Origin of the sequence: Burkholderia sp. Z1, from assembly GCF_014893795.1 — a bacterium.
GTDB classification, from domain to species: Bacteria; Pseudomonadota; Gammaproteobacteria; order Burkholderiales; family Burkholderiaceae; genus Burkholderia; species Burkholderia theae.
The window spans coordinates 2,712,703-2,728,921 of sequence record NZ_JACFYL010000002.1 but is presented as its reverse complement, the minus strand read 5'-3'; the positions used below and the strand labels follow the sequence as shown (position 1 = coordinate 2,728,921).

15 protein-coding genes are annotated in these 16,219 nt (G+C 69.9%); 7 read left to right on the top strand and 8 right to left on the bottom strand.

Annotation, left to right across the window (positions count from 1 at the left end; genetic code table 11):
• Nucleotides 1–55: 55 nt before the first annotated feature.
• Nucleotides 56–946, bottom strand: coding sequence for a LysR family transcriptional regulator (locus tag H3H55_RS29095; protein WP_129516642.1), 891 nt, complete (start codon nucleotides 944–946; stop codon nucleotides 56–58).
• Nucleotides 947–1,047: 101 nt separating this feature from the next.
• Between H3H55_RS29095 and H3H55_RS29090 the strand changes: the two genes are divergently transcribed.
• From H3H55_RS29090 to H3H55_RS29060, 7 genes are all read left to right on the top strand, one after another.
• Nucleotides 1,048–2,601 (top strand): AMP-binding protein, encoded by a 1,554-nt coding sequence (locus tag H3H55_RS29090; protein WP_129516643.1) that lies wholly within the window; start codon nucleotides 1,048–1,050, stop codon nucleotides 2,599–2,601.
• Between the two features lie 13 nt (nucleotides 2,602–2,614).
• Nucleotides 2,615–3,796: an acyl-CoA dehydrogenase family protein gene (locus H3H55_RS29085; protein ID WP_193101212.1), complete on the top strand. Its 1,182-nt coding sequence runs from the start codon at nucleotides 2,615–2,617 to the stop codon at nucleotides 3,794–3,796.
• A 3-nt stretch (nucleotides 3,797–3,799) separates the two neighbouring features.
• A complete protein-coding gene (locus H3H55_RS29080) occupies nucleotides 3,800–4,936 on the top strand; it encodes a CaiB/BaiF CoA transferase family protein (RefSeq protein ID WP_193101211.1) in 1,137 nt (378 codons plus the stop codon).
• A gap of 42 nt (nucleotides 4,937–4,978) precedes the next feature.
• Entirely contained in the window at nucleotides 4,979–6,298 is a 1,320-nt protein-coding gene (locus H3H55_RS29075; RefSeq protein ID WP_193101210.1) for an MFS transporter, read from the top strand.
• A gap of 118 nt (nucleotides 6,299–6,416) precedes the next feature.
• Nucleotides 6,417–7,475 (top strand): porin, encoded by a 1,059-nt coding sequence (locus H3H55_RS29070; RefSeq protein WP_193101209.1) that lies wholly within the window; start codon nucleotides 6,417–6,419, stop codon nucleotides 7,473–7,475.
• Nucleotides 7,476–7,513: 38 nt separating this feature from the next.
• Nucleotides 7,514–7,903 (top strand): BON domain-containing protein, encoded by a 390-nt coding sequence (locus H3H55_RS29065; RefSeq protein WP_129516648.1) that lies wholly within the window; start codon nucleotides 7,514–7,516, stop codon nucleotides 7,901–7,903.
• 47 nt (nucleotides 7,904–7,950) lie between these two features.
• On the top strand, nucleotides 7,951–9,282 hold the full coding sequence (locus H3H55_RS29060; protein WP_129516649.1) for a serine hydrolase domain-containing protein: 1,332 nt from the start codon (nucleotides 7,951–7,953) through the stop codon (nucleotides 9,280–9,282).
• A 27-nt stretch (nucleotides 9,283–9,309) separates the two neighbouring features.
• Here the strand turns inward: H3H55_RS29060 and H3H55_RS29055 are convergent, their stop codons facing one another.
• From H3H55_RS29055 to H3H55_RS29025, 7 genes are read right to left on the bottom strand one after another with little or no spacing between them, the layout of a single operon-like run.
• Nucleotides 9,310–10,356: an ABC transporter substrate-binding protein gene (locus H3H55_RS29055; protein WP_129516650.1), complete on the bottom strand. Its 1,047-nt coding sequence runs from the start codon at nucleotides 10,354–10,356 to the stop codon at nucleotides 9,310–9,312.
• A complete protein-coding gene (locus H3H55_RS29050) occupies nucleotides 10,353–11,504 on the bottom strand; it encodes an NAD(P)/FAD-dependent oxidoreductase (RefSeq protein WP_193101208.1) in 1,152 nt (383 codons plus the stop codon). Before H3H55_RS29050 ends, H3H55_RS29055 begins: the two co-directional genes overlap by 4 nt.
• Nucleotides 11,497–12,930 (bottom strand): NAD(P)/FAD-dependent oxidoreductase, encoded by a 1,434-nt coding sequence (locus H3H55_RS29045; protein ID WP_193101207.1) that lies wholly within the window; start codon nucleotides 12,928–12,930, stop codon nucleotides 11,497–11,499. Before H3H55_RS29045 ends, H3H55_RS29050 begins: the two co-directional genes overlap by 8 nt.
• On the bottom strand, nucleotides 12,927–13,274 hold the full coding sequence (locus tag H3H55_RS29040) for a (2Fe-2S)-binding protein (RefSeq protein ID WP_193101206.1): 348 nt from the start codon (nucleotides 13,272–13,274) through the stop codon (nucleotides 12,927–12,929). The genes H3H55_RS29045 and H3H55_RS29040 overlap by 4 nt, the downstream gene beginning before the upstream one ends.
• A complete protein-coding gene (locus tag H3H55_RS29035) occupies nucleotides 13,274–14,068 on the bottom strand; it encodes an ABC transporter permease (protein ID WP_048245245.1) in 795 nt (264 codons plus the stop codon). The genes H3H55_RS29040 and H3H55_RS29035 overlap by 1 nt, the downstream gene beginning before the upstream one ends.
• Nucleotides 14,065–15,042, bottom strand: coding sequence for an ABC transporter permease (locus H3H55_RS29030; RefSeq protein WP_193101205.1), 978 nt, complete (start codon nucleotides 15,040–15,042; stop codon nucleotides 14,065–14,067). The genes H3H55_RS29035 and H3H55_RS29030 overlap by 4 nt, the downstream gene beginning before the upstream one ends.
• Nucleotides 15,043–16,125 (bottom strand): ABC transporter ATP-binding protein, encoded by a 1,083-nt coding sequence (locus H3H55_RS29025; protein ID WP_129516656.1) that lies wholly within the window; start codon nucleotides 16,123–16,125, stop codon nucleotides 15,043–15,045.
• Between the last annotated feature and the right edge of the window lie 94 nt (nucleotides 16,126–16,219).

Genomic DNA, 16,219 nt, shown 5'->3' with positions numbered 1-16,219 from the left:
GAAAAAGGGGAGTGTCATCACTCCCGCAAATGATGGTCGCGGCGGGGGCGCGCGGCTATTTCACGCGCGCCTGCAGCAGCGCGACGATGCGCTGTACCAGCGGCGGCAGGTACGCGCCCGCCCGATGCATCGCGGCGATGCGCCGTCCGAGGTCGAGTTCGCCGGGCAGCAGGTCGAGCGCGCGCAGCCCGTTGAGCTGATCGAGCGCCTCGGTTCCGCCGACGCACAGCAGCGGCGTGCCGCGCAGCAGGTGCAGCAGCGACGTGCTGCCGAAATCCGTTTCGACACGCAGGCGCGGGCCGGCCAGGCCGCGCGCGCGGAACGCGTCGTCGATCTGGCGCCGCACGGGCAGCGTCGTCTCGGGCAGCAGCCATTCCTGGTCGACGAGATCGGCGAGCGTGAGGCCGCGCTTGCGCTGCAGCGGATGCGCTTCGTCGGCGAGTACCGACAGGCGGTCGCTGAACAGCTCGACGCGCGCGAGCGTCGGGTCCGGCTGCGTCGGCGCGGGTGCCACGACAAGATCGAGCTCGCCGGCCGCGAGCAGGTCGAGCAGTTCGCGCGCGAGCCGGCAGCGCAGCCGCAGCTTCGCGGCCGGCCGTTCGCCGATCAGTTGCCGGCACGCGCCGAGCACCAGCGCGGTCGGCACGGTCGGCGAGTAACCGATCCGCACGACACCCTGCTCGCCGCCGCGGATCGCGCGCATCTCCTGCATCGCATCGTCGAATTCGAGCGCGATCCGCTGCGCGCGCGCGACGAACCGCGCACCGGCCGGCGTCGGCGTCATGCCGCTCGCGGTTCGCTCGAACAGCGTCACGCCGACCTGCGTCTCCAGCCGCTGCATGGCCTTGGTCAGCGCCGGCTGCGACAGGCCCAACGCGTCGGCGGCCTTGCCGATGCTGCCGTGCCGTTCGACGGCCAGCAGGTATTCCAGATCGCGCGTATCCATCAGGGGATTCCCATGGGTTATGACTTTATAGCCAGTGATGCATTGTGGTGATGCCCGTGCATCTTACAGACTGGCGGCATCGTTCGACCAGGAGAATTCGCTTGAGCTTCGCCTACTTCCTGCGGCGCGCGGCCCGTTACTGGGGCGACCAGCCCGCCGTGCTGCATCGCGACCGCGCCGTCACCTACCGCCAGCTCGACGAGCGTTCGACGCGCCTCGCGAACGCGCTGCGCGGGCTGGGCTTCGCGCCCGGCGCGCGGATCGCCGTGCAGGCCCGCAACGCCATCGAGCTCGTGGAGATCGAGTGCGCGCTGTACAAGGCCGGCCTCGTGAAGGCCGCGCTGAATCCGCGCTTCACCGCGGCCGAGGCGGCCGATGTCGTCGGCAACTGCACGCCGGTCGCGTTCATCGGCGGCCGCGGCTATACGCATTACACGCCGGACTCGCCGGGCTTCGCGTCGGTGGAGCGGTTCGTATCGCTCGACGGCGCGACCGACGGTTACCTCGATTACGAAACGCTGCTCGCGCAGGGCGGCAGCACGATGCCCGACTACGCGCCGGCCATCGACGATCTCGCGGTGCTGCATTTCTCGTCCGGCTCGACGGGGCGCATCAAGGCCGCGATGCAGAGCTATGGCAACCGACTCGCGTCGCTGCGCAAGATCGTGCTGGGCATGGACCGCCCCGCGCAGCCCGGCGACCGGCTCGCGCTGATCGGGCCGATCACGCACGCGTCGGGCATGCTGATGCAGCCGTACCTGTTCTGCGGCGCGACGCTCGTGCTGTTCGACGCATTCGAGCCCGCGCGCTTCCTCGCCGACGTGGCGCGGTTGCGCATCACGCACGCGTTCATGGTGCCGGCGATGATCAACATGGTGCTGAACGAGCCGGACCTCGTGCACGCCGACCTGCGCAGCCTGAAGGTGCTGGGCTACGGCGCGGCGCCGATGGCGCCGGCGCGCATCGAGGAGGCGTGGTCGCGCATCGGCCCGGTGCTGTCGCAGGGTTACGGCGCCAGCGAGTCGACGTCGGGCGTCACGCGTCTCGGCATCGCCGATCACGCTTACGCGCTGCTGTCCGATCATGCGCGACTCGCGTCGTGCGGCCGGCCGCTCGGTGAGACGGAGGTGCGTGTCGTCGACGCGAACGGTCGCGAAGTCGAAGGCGACGCGATCGGCGAGATCGTGATTCGCGGCGCGGACGTGTTCCAGGGGTACTGGAATGCGCCGGAGCTGACGCGCGAGGTGCTGGTCGACGGCTGGCTGCATACGGGCGATCTCGCGCGCACCGACGACGAAGGCTTCATCTACCTCGTCGACCGCAAGAACGACATGATCATTTCCGGCGGCTTCAACGTGTACCCGACGGAAGTCGAGGCGACGCTGTACCGGCACGCGGACGTGCTCGAAGCGTGCGTGGTCGGCGTGCCCGACGAAAAGTGGGGCGAGGCCGTGAAGGCCGTCGTCGTGCTGAAGCCCGGCCGCGACGCGCAGGCCGCCGATCTCGTCGCGCATTGCCGTGCGCTGCTCGCCGACTACAAGCTGCCGCGCGCCGTCGATTTCGTCGCGGAGTTGCCGAAGAACGCCAGCGGCAAGATCGCCCGCAAGCTCGTACGCGAGCAGTACTGGCACGGCGTCGCGCGCCGCGTCAACTGAAGGAGACACCACCATGTTCGATCATCTGGACCGCCCCGAATTCGTCGCGCTGCGCGCGGCCGTATTGCGTTTCGTCGACGACGAACTGCGCCCGATCGAGCGCGAGCTGCGGCTCGACTCCGAGGCCGTGTGGCCGCGCGACGTGCTGCGCCGCGTGTGGCGGCGTTCATCGGAACTCGGTTTCTACACCGCGAGCCTGCCCGTCGCGCTCGGCGGCAAGGGCCTGTCGATCGTCGAGACCTGCGCGCTGAAGGCCGACCTCGCCGCATCGGGCGCGGCGCTTGCGCCGCACGTGCTCGGCGAACTGGGCGGGCCGCCGCGCGTCGGCAACATGCTGAAGTACGCGACGGCTGAGCAGCTCGAGCGCTATTTCAAGCCGGTGATGCGCGGCGAGAAATCGACTTGCTTCGCGCTGACCGAACCGCATTCGGGCTCGGACGCGATGAGCATCAGCACGAGCGCGACCGAGGACGGCGACTCGCTCGTGATCAACGGCGCGAAGCACTACATCAGTGGCGCGCCGTTCGCCGATTTCGCGATCGTGATGTGCGTGACCGACGCGGCCGCGACGCCGCCGCAGATCACGGCGGTGCTCGTCGATCTCGACCTGCCGGGCGTCACCGTCGAGCACGAATACGTGCCGATGTCGGGCCAGCACATCGATGCGGACATCCGTTTCGACAACGTGCGCGTGCCGCGCGAGAACGTGTTCGGCGGCGTCGGCAACGGCTTCAAGCTCGGCATGTCGCGGATCAACGTGAACCGGCTGCTGCATTGCCCGACGATGCTCGGCCTCGCGATGTCGGCCTATCGTGCATCGCTCGATTACGCGCGCACGCGCCGGCAGTTTGGCGGCCCGATCGCGCGCTTTCAGGCGATCCAGCACATGCTCGCCGACATGGCCGCCGCGCTGTGGGCGTGCGAGAGCATGATCGCGCACACGGCGATGCTCGCCGACGCGGGCGCCGACCTGCGGATGGCGGCCGCCGCGTGCAAGCTGTTCGTGTCGGAGCGCTGTTTCGAAGTCGCGGACAAGGCTGTTCAAATTCACGGCAACGTCGGCGTGACGCGCGGCCATCCGGTCGAGCAGACCTTCCGCAAGCTGCGGATGTTCCGGATCCTGACCGGCACGAGCGAGATCCAGCGCAACACGATCGCGAAGGCGATTCTCGAACCGGCCGGCGCGGGAGCGTGAGCGATGACGATCGATGCCCCGCGCGATGACGAACCGGCGCAGCCGCACGCGAAACCCGCGTGGTCGTGCCTGAACGACGTGACGATCCTGGACCTGAGCCAGTTGCTGCCGGGCCCGCATGCGTGCGCGCTGCTTCGGCAGCTCGGCGCCGACGTCGTCAAGATCGAGCCGCCGCTCACCGGTGACGCGTCGCGCCTGCTCGGCGATGCCGTGTTCGCGCAATTCAACCGCGGCAAGCGGTCGGTCGCACTCGACCTGAAGGCGCCGGCGGATCGCGACCGCTTTCTCGATCTCGTGCGCGGAGCCGACGCCGTCGTCGAAGGCTTCCGGCCTGGCGTGATGGCGCGTCTCGGGATCGGCTACGACACGCTCGCGCGCATCAACCCGCGCATCGTGATGTGCTCGATTTCGGGCTATGGGCAGGATGGCCCGAATGCGGCGCGCCCCGGCCACGACCTGAATTTCCTCGCGGAAGCCGGTTACTGGGCGATCCCGGCGCAGGTCGACGACGTGGTCGGGCGGCCGCGCGTGCGGCTCGCGGACTACGCGGCCGCGATGCATGCGGCGCTGGCGCTGTCGGTGGCCGTGACGAGCGCACGTGCGAACGGGCACGGGCAGCACCTCGATGTATCGATCCACGACGCGACGCTTGCGTGGACGGCGCCCGCCGCATGGGCGTCGCGCGCACATCGCGCAGCGCCGTCCGATGCGTCGTGGGTGATGCCCGACAACGACCTGTTCGAGACGGCGGACGGCCGCCATCTTGCGCTCGGCATCCTCGAGGACAAGTTCTGGATGACGCTGGGCGATGCGCTCGGCGACGCGTTCCCTGCACTGCGCGATCTGCGTTTTGTACATCGCATCGGCCGGCAACGGCACAAGCGCGAGGTCAGCGAACTGCTGAAGTCGGTATTCGTGAGCCGCACGCTGGACGACTGGATGCGCGCGCTGCGCGGATTCGACCTGCCGGTGTCGCCGCTTCTCGACCCGGACGAGCTGTTCGCCGATCCGCACGTGCGTGCGCGCGGCGTCGCCCGCGAGATCGACGGTGCGCTCGCCGTGCGCTTTCCGGTGAAGTTCTCGCTGGGGCTGCCGGACGGCGACGACCACGTGCCGGGCTTGGGCGAGCACGACGCGTAGCGGCCGCGCACGACGGCCCTGACAGAAAACACGGAGACACGGATGACGACAGGCGACACGCAATACCGCCCGGCACGGGCATGGTCGATCGCGATCATGCTCGCGCTGATGATGCTGGTGAATTTTCTCGACAAGGTGGCGCTCGGGCTCGTGTCGGTGCCGATGATGCGCGAGCTGCACCTGAGCCCGACGCAGTTCGGCCTGATCGGCGGCAGCCTCAACTGGCTGTTCGCGGTCGCGGCCGTCGCGGGCGGCATCGCCGCGAACCGCTGGCCGGCGAAGTGGCTGCTGTTCGGGATGGCGGCCGCGTGGTCGGTGCTGCAGTTGCCGATGCTGGTCGCGGGGTCGATCTGGGTCGTGATCGCGTGCCGCGTGCTGCTCGGCGCGGGCGAAGGGCCTGCGTCGCCGGTCGCCGTGCACGCGCTCTACAAGTGGTTTCCGGATGCGCGGCGCAACCTGCCGGTCGCGCTGCTGCATCAGGGCAGCGCGCTCGGGATGCTGATCGCCGGCCTGTCGATTCCGGTCGTGACGACGCACTGGGGCTGGCGCGCGAACTTCGCGTTGCTCGCGGCGCTCGGCGCGTTGTGGTGCGTCGCATGGGCCGCATGCGGCGAGGAGGGCACGCTCGTGCGCGGCGGCCGCGTCGCAGGCACGGCTGGCCTCGCGCGCGACGAACGCGTGCCGTACGGGCTGCTGCTGACCGATCGCACGGTAATCGGCAATTTCCTCGGGCATTTCGCGGCGAACTGGATCCTGGCGATGAGCCTGACGTGGATGCCGGCCTATCTGCAGCTCGGGCTCGGTTTCGAGCCGCATGCGGCGGGCCGGATGTTCGCGCTGTTCGTCGCGACGACTTCGCCGCTCAGCCTCGCGCTGGCGTGGCTGTCGCAGGTGCTGCTCGCGCGCGGCGTGCCGTCGCGCTACGGGCGCGGCGTGTTCGTCGCGACGACGCTGGCGATCGCGGGGCTGCTGCTGGCGGCGCTTGCGCTGCCGGACCTGCCGCGCGCGGCGAAGCTCGCGGCGCTGACGCTCGGCAGCGGGATGACGCTGACGATGTATTCGATCGGCCCGGCAATGCTGGCCGAAGTCACGCCCGATGCCCAGCGCGGCGGCGTGCTCGCGCTCAGCAACGGCTTCGCGTCGCTCGCGGGCCTCGGCGCGCCGATCGTGACGGGCATGCTGATCGAGGCGGCCGGCGCGTCGACTGCGCGCGGTTTCGAGCAGGCGAGCCTCGTATGCGGCGTGGTGCTTGTGCTGTGCGGCGCGCTCGGCGTGCTGTGCCTCGATCCGCAGCGTTCGCTGCGCCGCCTCGCGCAACGGCCGCACGACACGCCGGGCGCGATGCGCGAGTCGCGCGGCTGACGCCGCAGCGTCGGCCGTACCGGAATAAAGATCGTTCCTGAAACGCAGTAATCCTTATCGATTGGCAGGGAAGCAAGAAAGCAAGAAAAGAGACGATTCGACAACAAGGAGGAGACGCATGAGAAAGGTGATGGTAGCGGCGCTGATCGGCGCGCTTTCGGGGGCCGCGCACGCGCAGTCCAGCGTGACGCTGTTCGGCCGGATCGGCGGCGGCGTGCGCTGGGTCAACGGCTTGCCGGGCGGCAGTCAGGTCGGCTTCAACAACAACATCATCGCGGGCAACGAGTTCGGCCTGCGCGGCAAGGAGGATCTCGGCGGCGGGCTGAAGGCGCTGTTCGTGCTCGATGGCGCGTTCAACAGCGGCACCGGCGCGGTGAAGACGGCCGGCACGCTGTTTTCGCAGGCCGCGTATGTCGGCCTGTCGGGCGACTTCGGCCGCGTGACGCTCGGCCGCCAGTTCAACGCGGCCGAAGATCTCGGCATCGCGCTCGATCCGCTCGGCGGGCGAGGGCAGTCGCTGTCGGTCGAGCCGGGCGTGCTGTTCGACGGCAACTTCTTCACGCTCGATTCGCGTTTCAACAACACGGTCAAGTATCTCGGGCAGGCGGGCGGGCTGCGGGTCGGCGCGAGCTATTCGCCGGGCGGCGTCGCGGGCGCGTCGCGCGCGGGCACCAACTATTCGGCGGCCGCGATGTATACGCTGGCCGACCTGATGGGCGGTGCGTCATACGCGAAGACGTACAGCCCCGACGGCTCGCAATCGGCGCAGACGATCCAGGCGGGCGGCACGCTGCAGCTCGGCCGTGCCCGCTTCTACCTGAGCTATGCGTCGCTGAACGTCACCGCGAACAAGGCCGGTGCGCCGTCGCGGCGTGACGACATCCCGTCGTTCGGCGTCGTCGTGCAGCCGTTGCCGGCGGTGCAGTTGAGCGCGGCCGCGTTCTATGACCGCGCGCGCAATCTCGGCAACGCGTCGGGCGCGGACGGCCACAAGCTGACGACCTATGCGATCGCCGAGTACTTCCTGTCGAAGCGCACCGAGCTGTATGTCGAAGTCGACCGCAACGGGATGACCGGCGCATACATGCGCGACCCCGCGACGATCGCGGCGCTGAACCTGCGGCGCGGCGCGAGCGCGACGACCGGCGTGTCGATCGGCCTGATGACGCAGTTCTGAGGTTTCCTTCAACCGCTTTTCCGGAGTGTGATTCGATCATGCGTACTTCATTCCGACTTGCCGCGGGGCTGCTGATGGCGGCGTGCTGCGCCGTTGCCGCCCATGCGCAATCCGATGCCGCGAGCGCGGTGGCCCCGTCGTCGGCGCCCGTGCAGGAATCCGCGCAGGCACCTGCGCCGGCCAGCCTGTCGCCGGCGCAACGCAAGGCAGCCGACCGCAAGCTGCAACGCCGCGTCGGCACGGCGCTCGCGCGCACCAAAAACCTGAACGCGACGCGCATCCTCGTGCGGGTGCGCGACGGCAACGTGACGCTGGCCGGTTCGGTCACGGATACGAACCAGGTGAATCTCGCGGCGACGGCCGCGCGGCGCGTCGACGGTGTCGCGTCGGTGTCGAACCTGTTGCGAATCGACGGCCAGCAACCCTGATGGCCGGGCACGTCGCCCGTTCACTTTTCACTACGAGGCATGACTCGATGCGAATTCATCGACGCTTTACCGCTACCCGGCGCACCCGCCGGCTGGCCGGCACCTTCATGCTCGCCGGCGGGCTCATGCTCGCCGCGACCGCACCCGCCGCGACTGACGTCGCCGCGCCGGGCGTGATGCAGGGTTTTCCGCCGCCGGCCGAGCAGGCCGTCAACAAGGCGAACGCGTTCACGCCGGCGCGACTGCGCTGGGCGTTGAGCAACACGCGGCTGCTCGCGCCGACGGCCGGCATCCGGCACGCGGCCGCGCCGATGCCGCTCCCCGCGCAACCGGCGCCCGGTCTCGACGCGCTGCCGGTCACGATCGGCGGCGAAACGCTGACGCTCGATGCGTACCTGCGCGCGACCCATACCGACGGCTTCATCGTCGTGCAGCGCGGCCGGGTCATCTACGAGCGGTATTTCGACGGTTTCCGGCCCGATCAGCCGCACGCATGGGCGTCGATGACGAAATCGGTGACGGGCCTGCTGGCCGCGCAGATGATCGAATCGGGTGTGCTCGACGCGGGCGCGCCGCTGTCGCGCGCGGTGCCGGAACTGGCCGACACGCCGTTCGGCAGCGCGACGCTGCAGCAGAACCTGGACATGGAAGTGCCCACCGCCTATACGCCGGGCGTGCCGCCCGATCTCGGCCTGTTCGGCGCCGTCGGGCTGGTGCCGCACCGCGAAGGCGCGCCGGCCAGCATCGTCGAGTTCCTGCAGACCGTGCGGCGCGTGCCGGACGTGGCGCCGGGCGGCCTGTGGTTCTACCAGAACGGCTCGCCGGAAGCCGTCGCGTGGGCGATGCAGCGCGCGACGGGGCAGTCGTGGAGCGCGCTGGTCGAGCGGTGGCTGTGGCGCGATTTCGCGGAAGACGATGCTTACGTCGCCGTGGACCGCAACGCGATGGCGATGGCGAGCGGCGGGCTGTATACGACGCTGCGCGATGCCGCGCGCTTCGCGGAACGCGTGCGCACCGGGCTCGGCGGCGCGCCGGGCGCGCTGCCCGCCGCGACGATTCGCGCGGCGCTGCAGCCCGCGCACAACGCGGCGCTGTTCGCGAAGGGCAACGTGGTGCCCGGCAAGGACGGTGATGCGTATCGCGACTACTGGTATCAGGTGAACGACGGCGACGGCTCGTTCGCGGCGGCGGGGCGCTTCGGCCAGTCGATCCTCGTCGATCCGAAGACCGCGCTGACGATCGTCAAGTTCTCGTCGTCGCCGGACTTCGCGCCGCGTGCGCTCGATGCGCACGGCGACGCCACCCGGCCGCGCGCCGCGCTCGAACGCGGCGACGCGCTGAGCATGGTTGCCCGCGCGCTCGCCGAGCGGCTGCGGTAACGCACCCGCGCCCGCGCCCGTGCGGGATCAGCGCTCGATCTGCCGGTTCCAGCGCGTATCCCACTGCGCGCGGCGTGCGTTGATCGCGGTCCAGTCGACCACCGTCACCTTGCGCACGAGATCGTCGACATTGCCGAGGCTCTGCTGCATCGCCGCGGGCATCTTCGCGAGACGGTTGGTCGGGATCTGCTTGCCGGCCTCGGCGGCCTTCGTCTGCGCGGGCGCGGACAGCAGGAATTGCGCGAGCTTTTGCGCGAGCTGCGGATCGGGATTGTTCGCCACCACGCACAGGTCGACGAGCAGCAGCACGGGGCCTTCCTTCGGGTTCGCATACGCGACCGGAATGCCCTTGTCCTGCAGGTCGCCGACACCGGTCGGCGTGAGCGGGAACAGGCCGGCTTCGCCGGTCTGCACCATCTCGGAGATCTTCGCCGAGTTCGGGATGTACTCGACGACGTTCGGCCCGACCGTGCTTGCCCACTTGCTGAAGCCGGGCTCGACGTTCTGCTCGTTGCCGCCGAGCAGCCGGTTGATCGCGAGGAAGCCGTGCAGGCCGAACGTGCTGCTCGACGCCGACTGGAACACGACCTTGCCCTTGTATTTCGGATCGGCGAAATCCATCCACGACGTCGGCGGCGTCCAGCCTTTTTCCGCGAACAGCTTCTTGTTGTACGCGATGCCGGTCATCCCGAGCTGCACGCCCGCGCCGACGTCGTCCTTCATCCGCGCGAACGGATACAGCTCCTTCAGCACCGGCGAATCGTCGAGCTTCTGGCATACGCCGAGGCTGACCGCGCGCGCCATCACGCCGTCGTCGAGGAACGCAACGTGGATCTGCGGCTTGTTGCGGTTCGCAAGCAGCTTCGCGAGCACGTCCGACGACGTGCCGGGCACGACGACGACCTTCACGTTGTTCGCCTTCTCGAAGTCGGGCAGCACCTGGCTCGTATAGGCCTTTTCCATCGGGCCGCCGTTCATGCCGACGTAGATCGTCTTCGTTTGCGCGCACGCGGGCGCGCTGACGCCGGCCATGCAGAGTGCGGCTGCGGCCGCGATCGTTCCGAGCAGTTTCATCGAGAGGTCTCCTCTTGGGGGAAGGGGGCGGCCGGCGCGGCTTGCGGGGCAAAGCGGCCGATCGAGAAGGCAGTCAGCGGCGTGGCGGTTTCGCCGGTCGTGACGAGGTCGGCGAGTACGTCGCCGACGCCCGGCGCGAGCAGGAAGCCACCGCCGGAAAAACCGAACGCATGCAGCAGGCGCGGAGTCGTGCCGCTCGCGCCGATGATCGGGTTGTGGTCGGGCGTGCAGCCTTCGACGCCGCTCCATGTGCGGATCAGCAGCGCGTCGCGCAACGCGGGCAGCAGTGCGCACGCATCGCGCATCACCGCGCGGGTCGTATCGACCGACGGCTGGCCGAATTCGCCGTCGCCGCGGCCGCGCCCGCCGCCGATCACGCAGTTGCCGCGCGCCACTTGCCGCGCGTAGACGCCACCGCCGTACACGCCGAGGTTGTGCGTGATGAACGGCGGCAGCGGTTCGGTGACCCACATGTTCGGGTAGATCGGCTCCATCGGCACGGCTTCGCCGAACCGCTCGGCGATCGTGTTGGCCCACGCGCCGGCCGAGTTGATCAGCCACGTCGCGGTGCATGCGCGGCCGCCCGCGAGAAAGTGGAAGCGCGCGCCGTCGTGGCGAACGTCGTCGACGCTGGTGTGCTCGAACACGTCCGCACCGGCCGCGCGGGCAGCACGCGCGAACGCGGGCGACACGAGGCGCGGGTTCGCATGGCCGTCGGTTTCACACAGCGAGCCGCCGAGCGCCGCGCGGCCGAGCCACGGATAACGACGGCGGAACGCGTCGCCGCGCATCACCTGCAGTGGCAAGCCGTGCTCGCCGGCGAGCGTCGCGTAGGCGTCGAGCGCGTCGAGATCGGCGTCGCTGCGCGCGAGCCGCAAGTGGCCCGATACGACGAATTCGCCGTCGATGCCGATCAGCTCGGGCAGGCGATCCCAGATGCGCCGCGCACGCAGCGCGAGCGGCAACTGCTCGGCCGGGCGGCCCTGGCAGCGCACGCCGCCGTAGTTCACGCCGCTCGCCTGCGCGCCGCAGTCGCGCCGCTCGAACAGCCCGACGCGCAGGCCGCGTCGTGTCAGCGCGAGCGCGGCCGACGCGCCGACGAGGCCGCCGCCGACGATCGCAACGTCGTAATGACGGGCCTCACTCATCGCGCGCCTCGTCGGGAATCGCCGCGACGTCGTCGCCTGCGAGCGCGGCCGAGATCGGGAACGGCTTCACCGGCGGTTGCGCGCGCAACCGGCCGACATCGGCGAGCGGGCGGCCGGTTTCGGCGGCCAGCACGAGCGCGGCCGCGTCGCCGCACATGCGGCCCTGGCAGCGGCCCATCCCGACGCGTGTCAGCGCCTTCAGCCGATTGAGTTCGGTTGCGGCGCCGGCACGGATGCAGCGCCGCAGCGTGCCCGCATCGATCTCCTCGCAGCGGCACACGATCGTGTCGTCGGGGCAGCGCGCGGCCAGTCCGTCGGGCGGCGCGAACGCCGCTTCGAGGCCCGCGCGGAACGCGCCGACGCGCGCGAGCGTGCGTTCCAGCGTCGCCGCATCGGGTTTGCCGGACGGCGATGGCGACGCGATGCCGGCATCGTCGAGCATCGCGAGCGCCGCGCGGCGGCCCGACGCTTCGGCCGCGTCGGCGCCCGCGATGCCCGCACCGTCGCCCGCGACGTAGAGGCCGCGCACCGACGTGCGGCCGGCCGCATCGCGTTCGGGCAGCCACGCGCGATTGACCGGATCGAAACCGAACCGGCAGCCGGCGAGATCGGCGAGCTGCGTTTCCGAACGCAGGCCGAAGCCGAGGCCGAGCGCATCGCAGTCGAGCACATGCAGCTGTGCATCGTCACCGGCCGCGCGCCATGCAAGCCCCGTCACATGCTGTTCGCCGAGCACGCGTTCGAGCGTGACGCCCGTTTCGATCGCCACGCCATGCGCGCGCAGCCAGCCGATGTAATAGAGCCCCTTCGCGAAGATCGATGGCATGCGCAGCAGCGCGGGCGCGGCGGCGGCCTGGCGGCGCAGCGGGCTCGTGTCGAGCACGGCCGCGACCTGCGCGCCGGCCTTCGCATACTGGTACGCGACGAGGTAAAGCAGCGGCCCCGTGCCGGCGAACACGATGCGCCGGCCGATCGCGCAGCCTTGCGCCTTCAATGCGACTTGCGCGCCGCCGAGCGTATAGACGCCCGCAAGCGTCCAGCCCGGTACGGGCAGCATGCGGTCGGTCGCGCCGCTCGCGACGATCAGGTGCGAGTAAGGCACGGTCACTTCGTGGCCGTCCTGCAGCGTATCGACGCGGCCCGCGCCGCACGCCCACGCAAGCGTGTCCGGCCGGTAGTCGACGTGCGGCAGCAGCGCGGCCATCGTCCGGTGCACGGCGTCGGCTTTCGCGGCTTCGAAACCATACAGCGTGCGTTTGCCGCGTGCGAACGCGCCGCCGGCCGGCGGTTGCCGGTAGATCTGCCCGCCCCAGCGCGCGTTCTCGTCGATCACGACCGGGCGCAGCCCCGCGTCGACCAGCGCCTCGGCCGCGCGCACGCCGGCCGGGCCCGCGCCGACGATCACCGGTTGCAGTGCGTGGTTCATTGCGCGCCTCCGTCCGGTGCGGGCGGCGTGCCGGTCACGATCCGCATGCCTTCGGCGATTGGCGTCGAGCATGCGCGCACGCGCGCGCCGGCCTCGGTGCGCACCCAGCAGTCCTGGCATGCGCCGATCAGGCAGAAGCCCGCGCGCGGCAGGCCGCTGAATTCGCTGACGCGCACGCGGCGTTGCGCGACGAGAATCGCGGTGAGCACGGTGTCGCCGGCGAGCGCGTGCGCGGGGCGGCCGTCGAGCGTGAACGCAACGGCAGCGCGCTCGCGCTCGGCGACGCGCACGAACTGCGCGCCGTCTGCCGGGTCGTTTGGGGAACGGGAAACGGGAGTCGACATCAGTGTTGGCCGATCAGGATGCGGTTCAGGCCGTACACGCGATCGAGCAGCAGCATCGCGCCGGCGGTGATGAAGATGACGAGCGCCGACACCGACGCCATCATCGGATCGATCGACTCGGTCGCGTACATGTACATGCGCACCGGCAGCGTGACCGTCTGCGGCGACGTGACGAAGATCGACATCGTCAGCTCGTCGAAGCTGTTGATGAACGCGAGCAGCCAGCCGCCCGTGATGCCGGGCACGATCATCGGCAGCGTGATGCGGCGGAACGTCGTCCACGGGTCCGCGCCGAGCGAGCACGCTGCCTGCTCGATGCTGCGGTCGAGGCCCGCGACGGACGCGAGCACGAGCCGCATCACGAACGGCGTGATGACGATCATGTGCGCGAGCACGAGCCACGCGAACGAGCCGGTCGCGCCGATCAGCGCGAAGAAGCGCAGCAGCGCGATGCCGAGCACGAGGCCGGGGATCACGAGCGGCGACAGCAGCAGGCCGTTCAGGAACGCGCGGCCGGGAAACGCCGCGCGGCCGATGGCGAGGCCCGCCGGCAACGCGATCGCGAGCGACAGCGTCGCCGATGCGAACGCGAGCTTCACGCTGTTGAAGAACGCGGTGACGAAGTCGGGATAGTCGAGGATCGCGCGGAACCAGCGCAGCGACAGCCCGTGGGTCGGCAGTGTCAGCGTTTCGTCGGGGGTGAACGCAACCAGCACGACGATCGCGAGCGGCGCGAGCACGAACAGGATCACGAGCGTGTGGAAGGCGAGGGCGAAGGGGCCGTTCTTTCTCATCGCGATGCGCCTCCGAGGCTGCGCGCGTAGCGGCGTTCGAGCACGCGGTAGTAAGTGAGCATCACGACGAGGTTCGCGACCAGCAGCAGCACCGCGATCGTCGCGCCGAGCGGCCAGTTCAGCGAGCCGAGGAATTCGTCGTAGACGGCCGTGGCCGCGACCTTCAGCCGGCGTCCGCCGAGCAGGCCGGGAATCGCGAACGCGCTCGCCGACAGCCCGAACACCATCAGGCTGCCCGACAGCACGCCGGGCATCAACTGCGGCAACACGATGCGGCGCAGCGTCGTGAACGGCGACGCGCCGAGCGACAGCGCCGCATGCTCGGTTTGCGGATCGAGCCGTTGCAGCGCGGTCCACACCGGAATCACCATGAACGGCAGCATCACGTGCACCAGCGCGATCACGATCGCGAAGGTCGTGTATTCGAGCTTGTAGGGCCCGAGGCCGACGAGCCCGAACGCCTGGTTCACGAGCCCGCTCGTGTTCAGCAGCATGCTCCAGCCGAATGCGCGCACGACGACCGACACGAGCAGCGGCGCGAGGATCGCGAGCAGGAACAGCGAGCGCCACGGGTCGCGCATCTTCGACAGCACGTACGCTTCCGGCGTGCCGATCGCGACGCAGATCGCGGTCGTCAGCGCGGCGATCCCGAACGTGCGCGCGAAGATCGTGTGGAAGTACGACGAGCCGAGCACTTCCGCGTAATTGCCGAACTGGAACGCGGCGATCGGGCCGGTGGCCGGGTCGTAGCGGTAGAACGTCAGCATGAGCGTCATCGCGAGCGGCACGAGCACGAGCGCGGCGAACAGCGCGAACGCGGGCGCGCACATCAGCCACAGCGGCGCATGCGCGCGCCATGTCGCGCGTTTCGTGCGCCCGGTGGCGGCGCGGGCCGGCACGGCGTCGGGCGCGGCCGGCCGCGCGAGGCCGGCCGTCGCGCCGTCGGTGGGCAGCGGGCGGGAAGGCTGTCGCATTCAGGCCTCCCGGCGCATCACGCGCACCGCATCGCTGTGCCAGTCGATGCCGACCGGCGCGCCTTCCGCGAGCGGTTCAGCGCCTTCGTTCTGGCAGCACACGAGCACTTCGCCGAGTGCGCTGTCGACGCGGTACAGCCACTGGCTGCCGAGAAAGAAGCGGCTCGTCACGGTCGCGGCGAAGCGGCCTGAATCGGGCGCGCACAGCCGCAGCTTCTCGGGCCGGATGCAGACCGACACCGCATCGCCGACGCGCATGTCGCGTTCGCGCGGCGGCAGGTGCGCGGTGCGGCCCGTCTCGGCGAGATCGTGCCCGAGGTCGATGCGGATCGCGTCGCCGTCGTGCGCGACGATCGTGCCGGGCAGCAGGTTCGCCTTGCCGATGAACTGCGACACGAAGCGGTTTTCCGGGCGCTCGTATGCGCGGTACGGCGTGTCGGTCTGCGTGATGCGGCCGGCTTCCATCACGACCACGCGATCGCTGATCGACAGCGCTTCCGATTGATCGTGCGTGACCATGATCGTCGTCGTGCCGATCTTGCGCTGGATCGCGCGCAGCTCGAACTGCATGTCCTCGCGCAGCTTCGCGTCGAGGTTCGACATCGGTTCGTCGAGCAGCAGCACCGGCGGCTCGATCACGACCGCGCGCGCGATCGCGACGCGCTGCCGCTGGCCGCCCGACAACTCGCGCGGAAAGCGGTGCGCGAGCGCATCGAGGCGCACGAGCGCGAGCGCCGCGCGGATGCGCTCGGCGCGCTCGGCCTTGTCGACGCCGCGCATGTCGAGGCCGAAGCCGACGTTCTCCGCGACGCTCATGTGCGGAAACAGCGCATAGCTCTGAAACACGATGCCGAGCCCGCGGCGGTTCGGCTTCAGGTGCGTGATGTCCTGCCCGTCGAGCGCGATGCGGCCGCGCGTGACGTCGACGAAGCCGGCGATCATCTGCAGCGTCGTGGTCTTGCCGCAGCCCGACGGCCCGAGCAGCGACACGAATTCGCCTTGTTCGACCGACAGGTTGACGTCGGCGACGGCGGTGAGGTCGCCGAAGGTTTTCGTCAGATCCGACAGCGTGAGAAACGACATGGGGAGCTCCGGGTTCGCACACCGAGTGGCCGGTGCACCAATGACGCGGACTCTAGCCAGCCATATTTCGGAGCGTCAATTTCGAATTCTGCTC

What these genes read in the sequence shown, in the direction of transcription:
- H3H55_RS29095 (WP_129516642.1), bottom strand. Translation starts at nt 946, where the DNA reads ATGGATACGCGCGATCTGGAATACCTGCTGGCCGTCGAACGGCACGGC.
- H3H55_RS29045 (WP_193101207.1), bottom strand. Translation starts at nt 12,930, where the DNA reads ATGAACCACGCACTGCAACCGGTGATCGTCGGCGCGGGCCCGGCCGGC.
- H3H55_RS29035 (WP_048245245.1), bottom strand. Translation starts at nt 14,068, where the DNA reads ATGAGAAAGAACGGCCCCTTCGCCCTCGCCTTCCACACGCTCGTGATC.
- H3H55_RS29065 (WP_129516648.1), top strand. Translation starts at nt 7,514, where the DNA reads ATGCGTACTTCATTCCGACTTGCCGCGGGGCTGCTGATGGCGGCGTGC.
- H3H55_RS29030 (WP_193101205.1), bottom strand. Translation starts at nt 15,042, where the DNA reads ATGCGACAGCCTTCCCGCCCGCTGCCCACCGACGGCGCGACGGCCGGC.
- H3H55_RS29070 (WP_193101209.1), top strand. Translation starts at nt 6,417, where the DNA reads ATGAGAAAGGTGATGGTAGCGGCGCTGATCGGCGCGCTTTCGGGGGCC.
- H3H55_RS29025 (WP_129516656.1), bottom strand. Translation starts at nt 16,125, where the DNA reads ATGTCGTTTCTCACGCTGTCGGATCTGACGAAAACCTTCGGCGACCTC.
- H3H55_RS29060 (WP_129516649.1), top strand. Translation starts at nt 7,951, where the DNA reads ATGCGAATTCATCGACGCTTTACCGCTACCCGGCGCACCCGCCGGCTG.
- H3H55_RS29085 (WP_193101212.1), top strand. Translation starts at nt 2,615, where the DNA reads ATGTTCGATCATCTGGACCGCCCCGAATTCGTCGCGCTGCGCGCGGCC.
- H3H55_RS29050 (WP_193101208.1), bottom strand. Translation starts at nt 11,504, where the DNA reads ATGAGTGAGGCCCGTCATTACGACGTTGCGATCGTCGGCGGCGGCCTC.
- H3H55_RS29055 (WP_129516650.1), bottom strand. Translation starts at nt 10,356, where the DNA reads ATGAAACTGCTCGGAACGATCGCGGCCGCAGCCGCACTCTGCATGGCC.
- H3H55_RS29075 (WP_193101210.1), top strand. Translation starts at nt 4,979, where the DNA reads ATGACGACAGGCGACACGCAATACCGCCCGGCACGGGCATGGTCGATC.
- H3H55_RS29080 (WP_193101211.1), top strand. Translation starts at nt 3,800, where the DNA reads ATGACGATCGATGCCCCGCGCGATGACGAACCGGCGCAGCCGCACGCG.
- H3H55_RS29040 (WP_193101206.1), bottom strand. Translation starts at nt 13,274, where the DNA reads ATGTCGACTCCCGTTTCCCGTTCCCCAAACGACCCGGCAGACGGCGCG.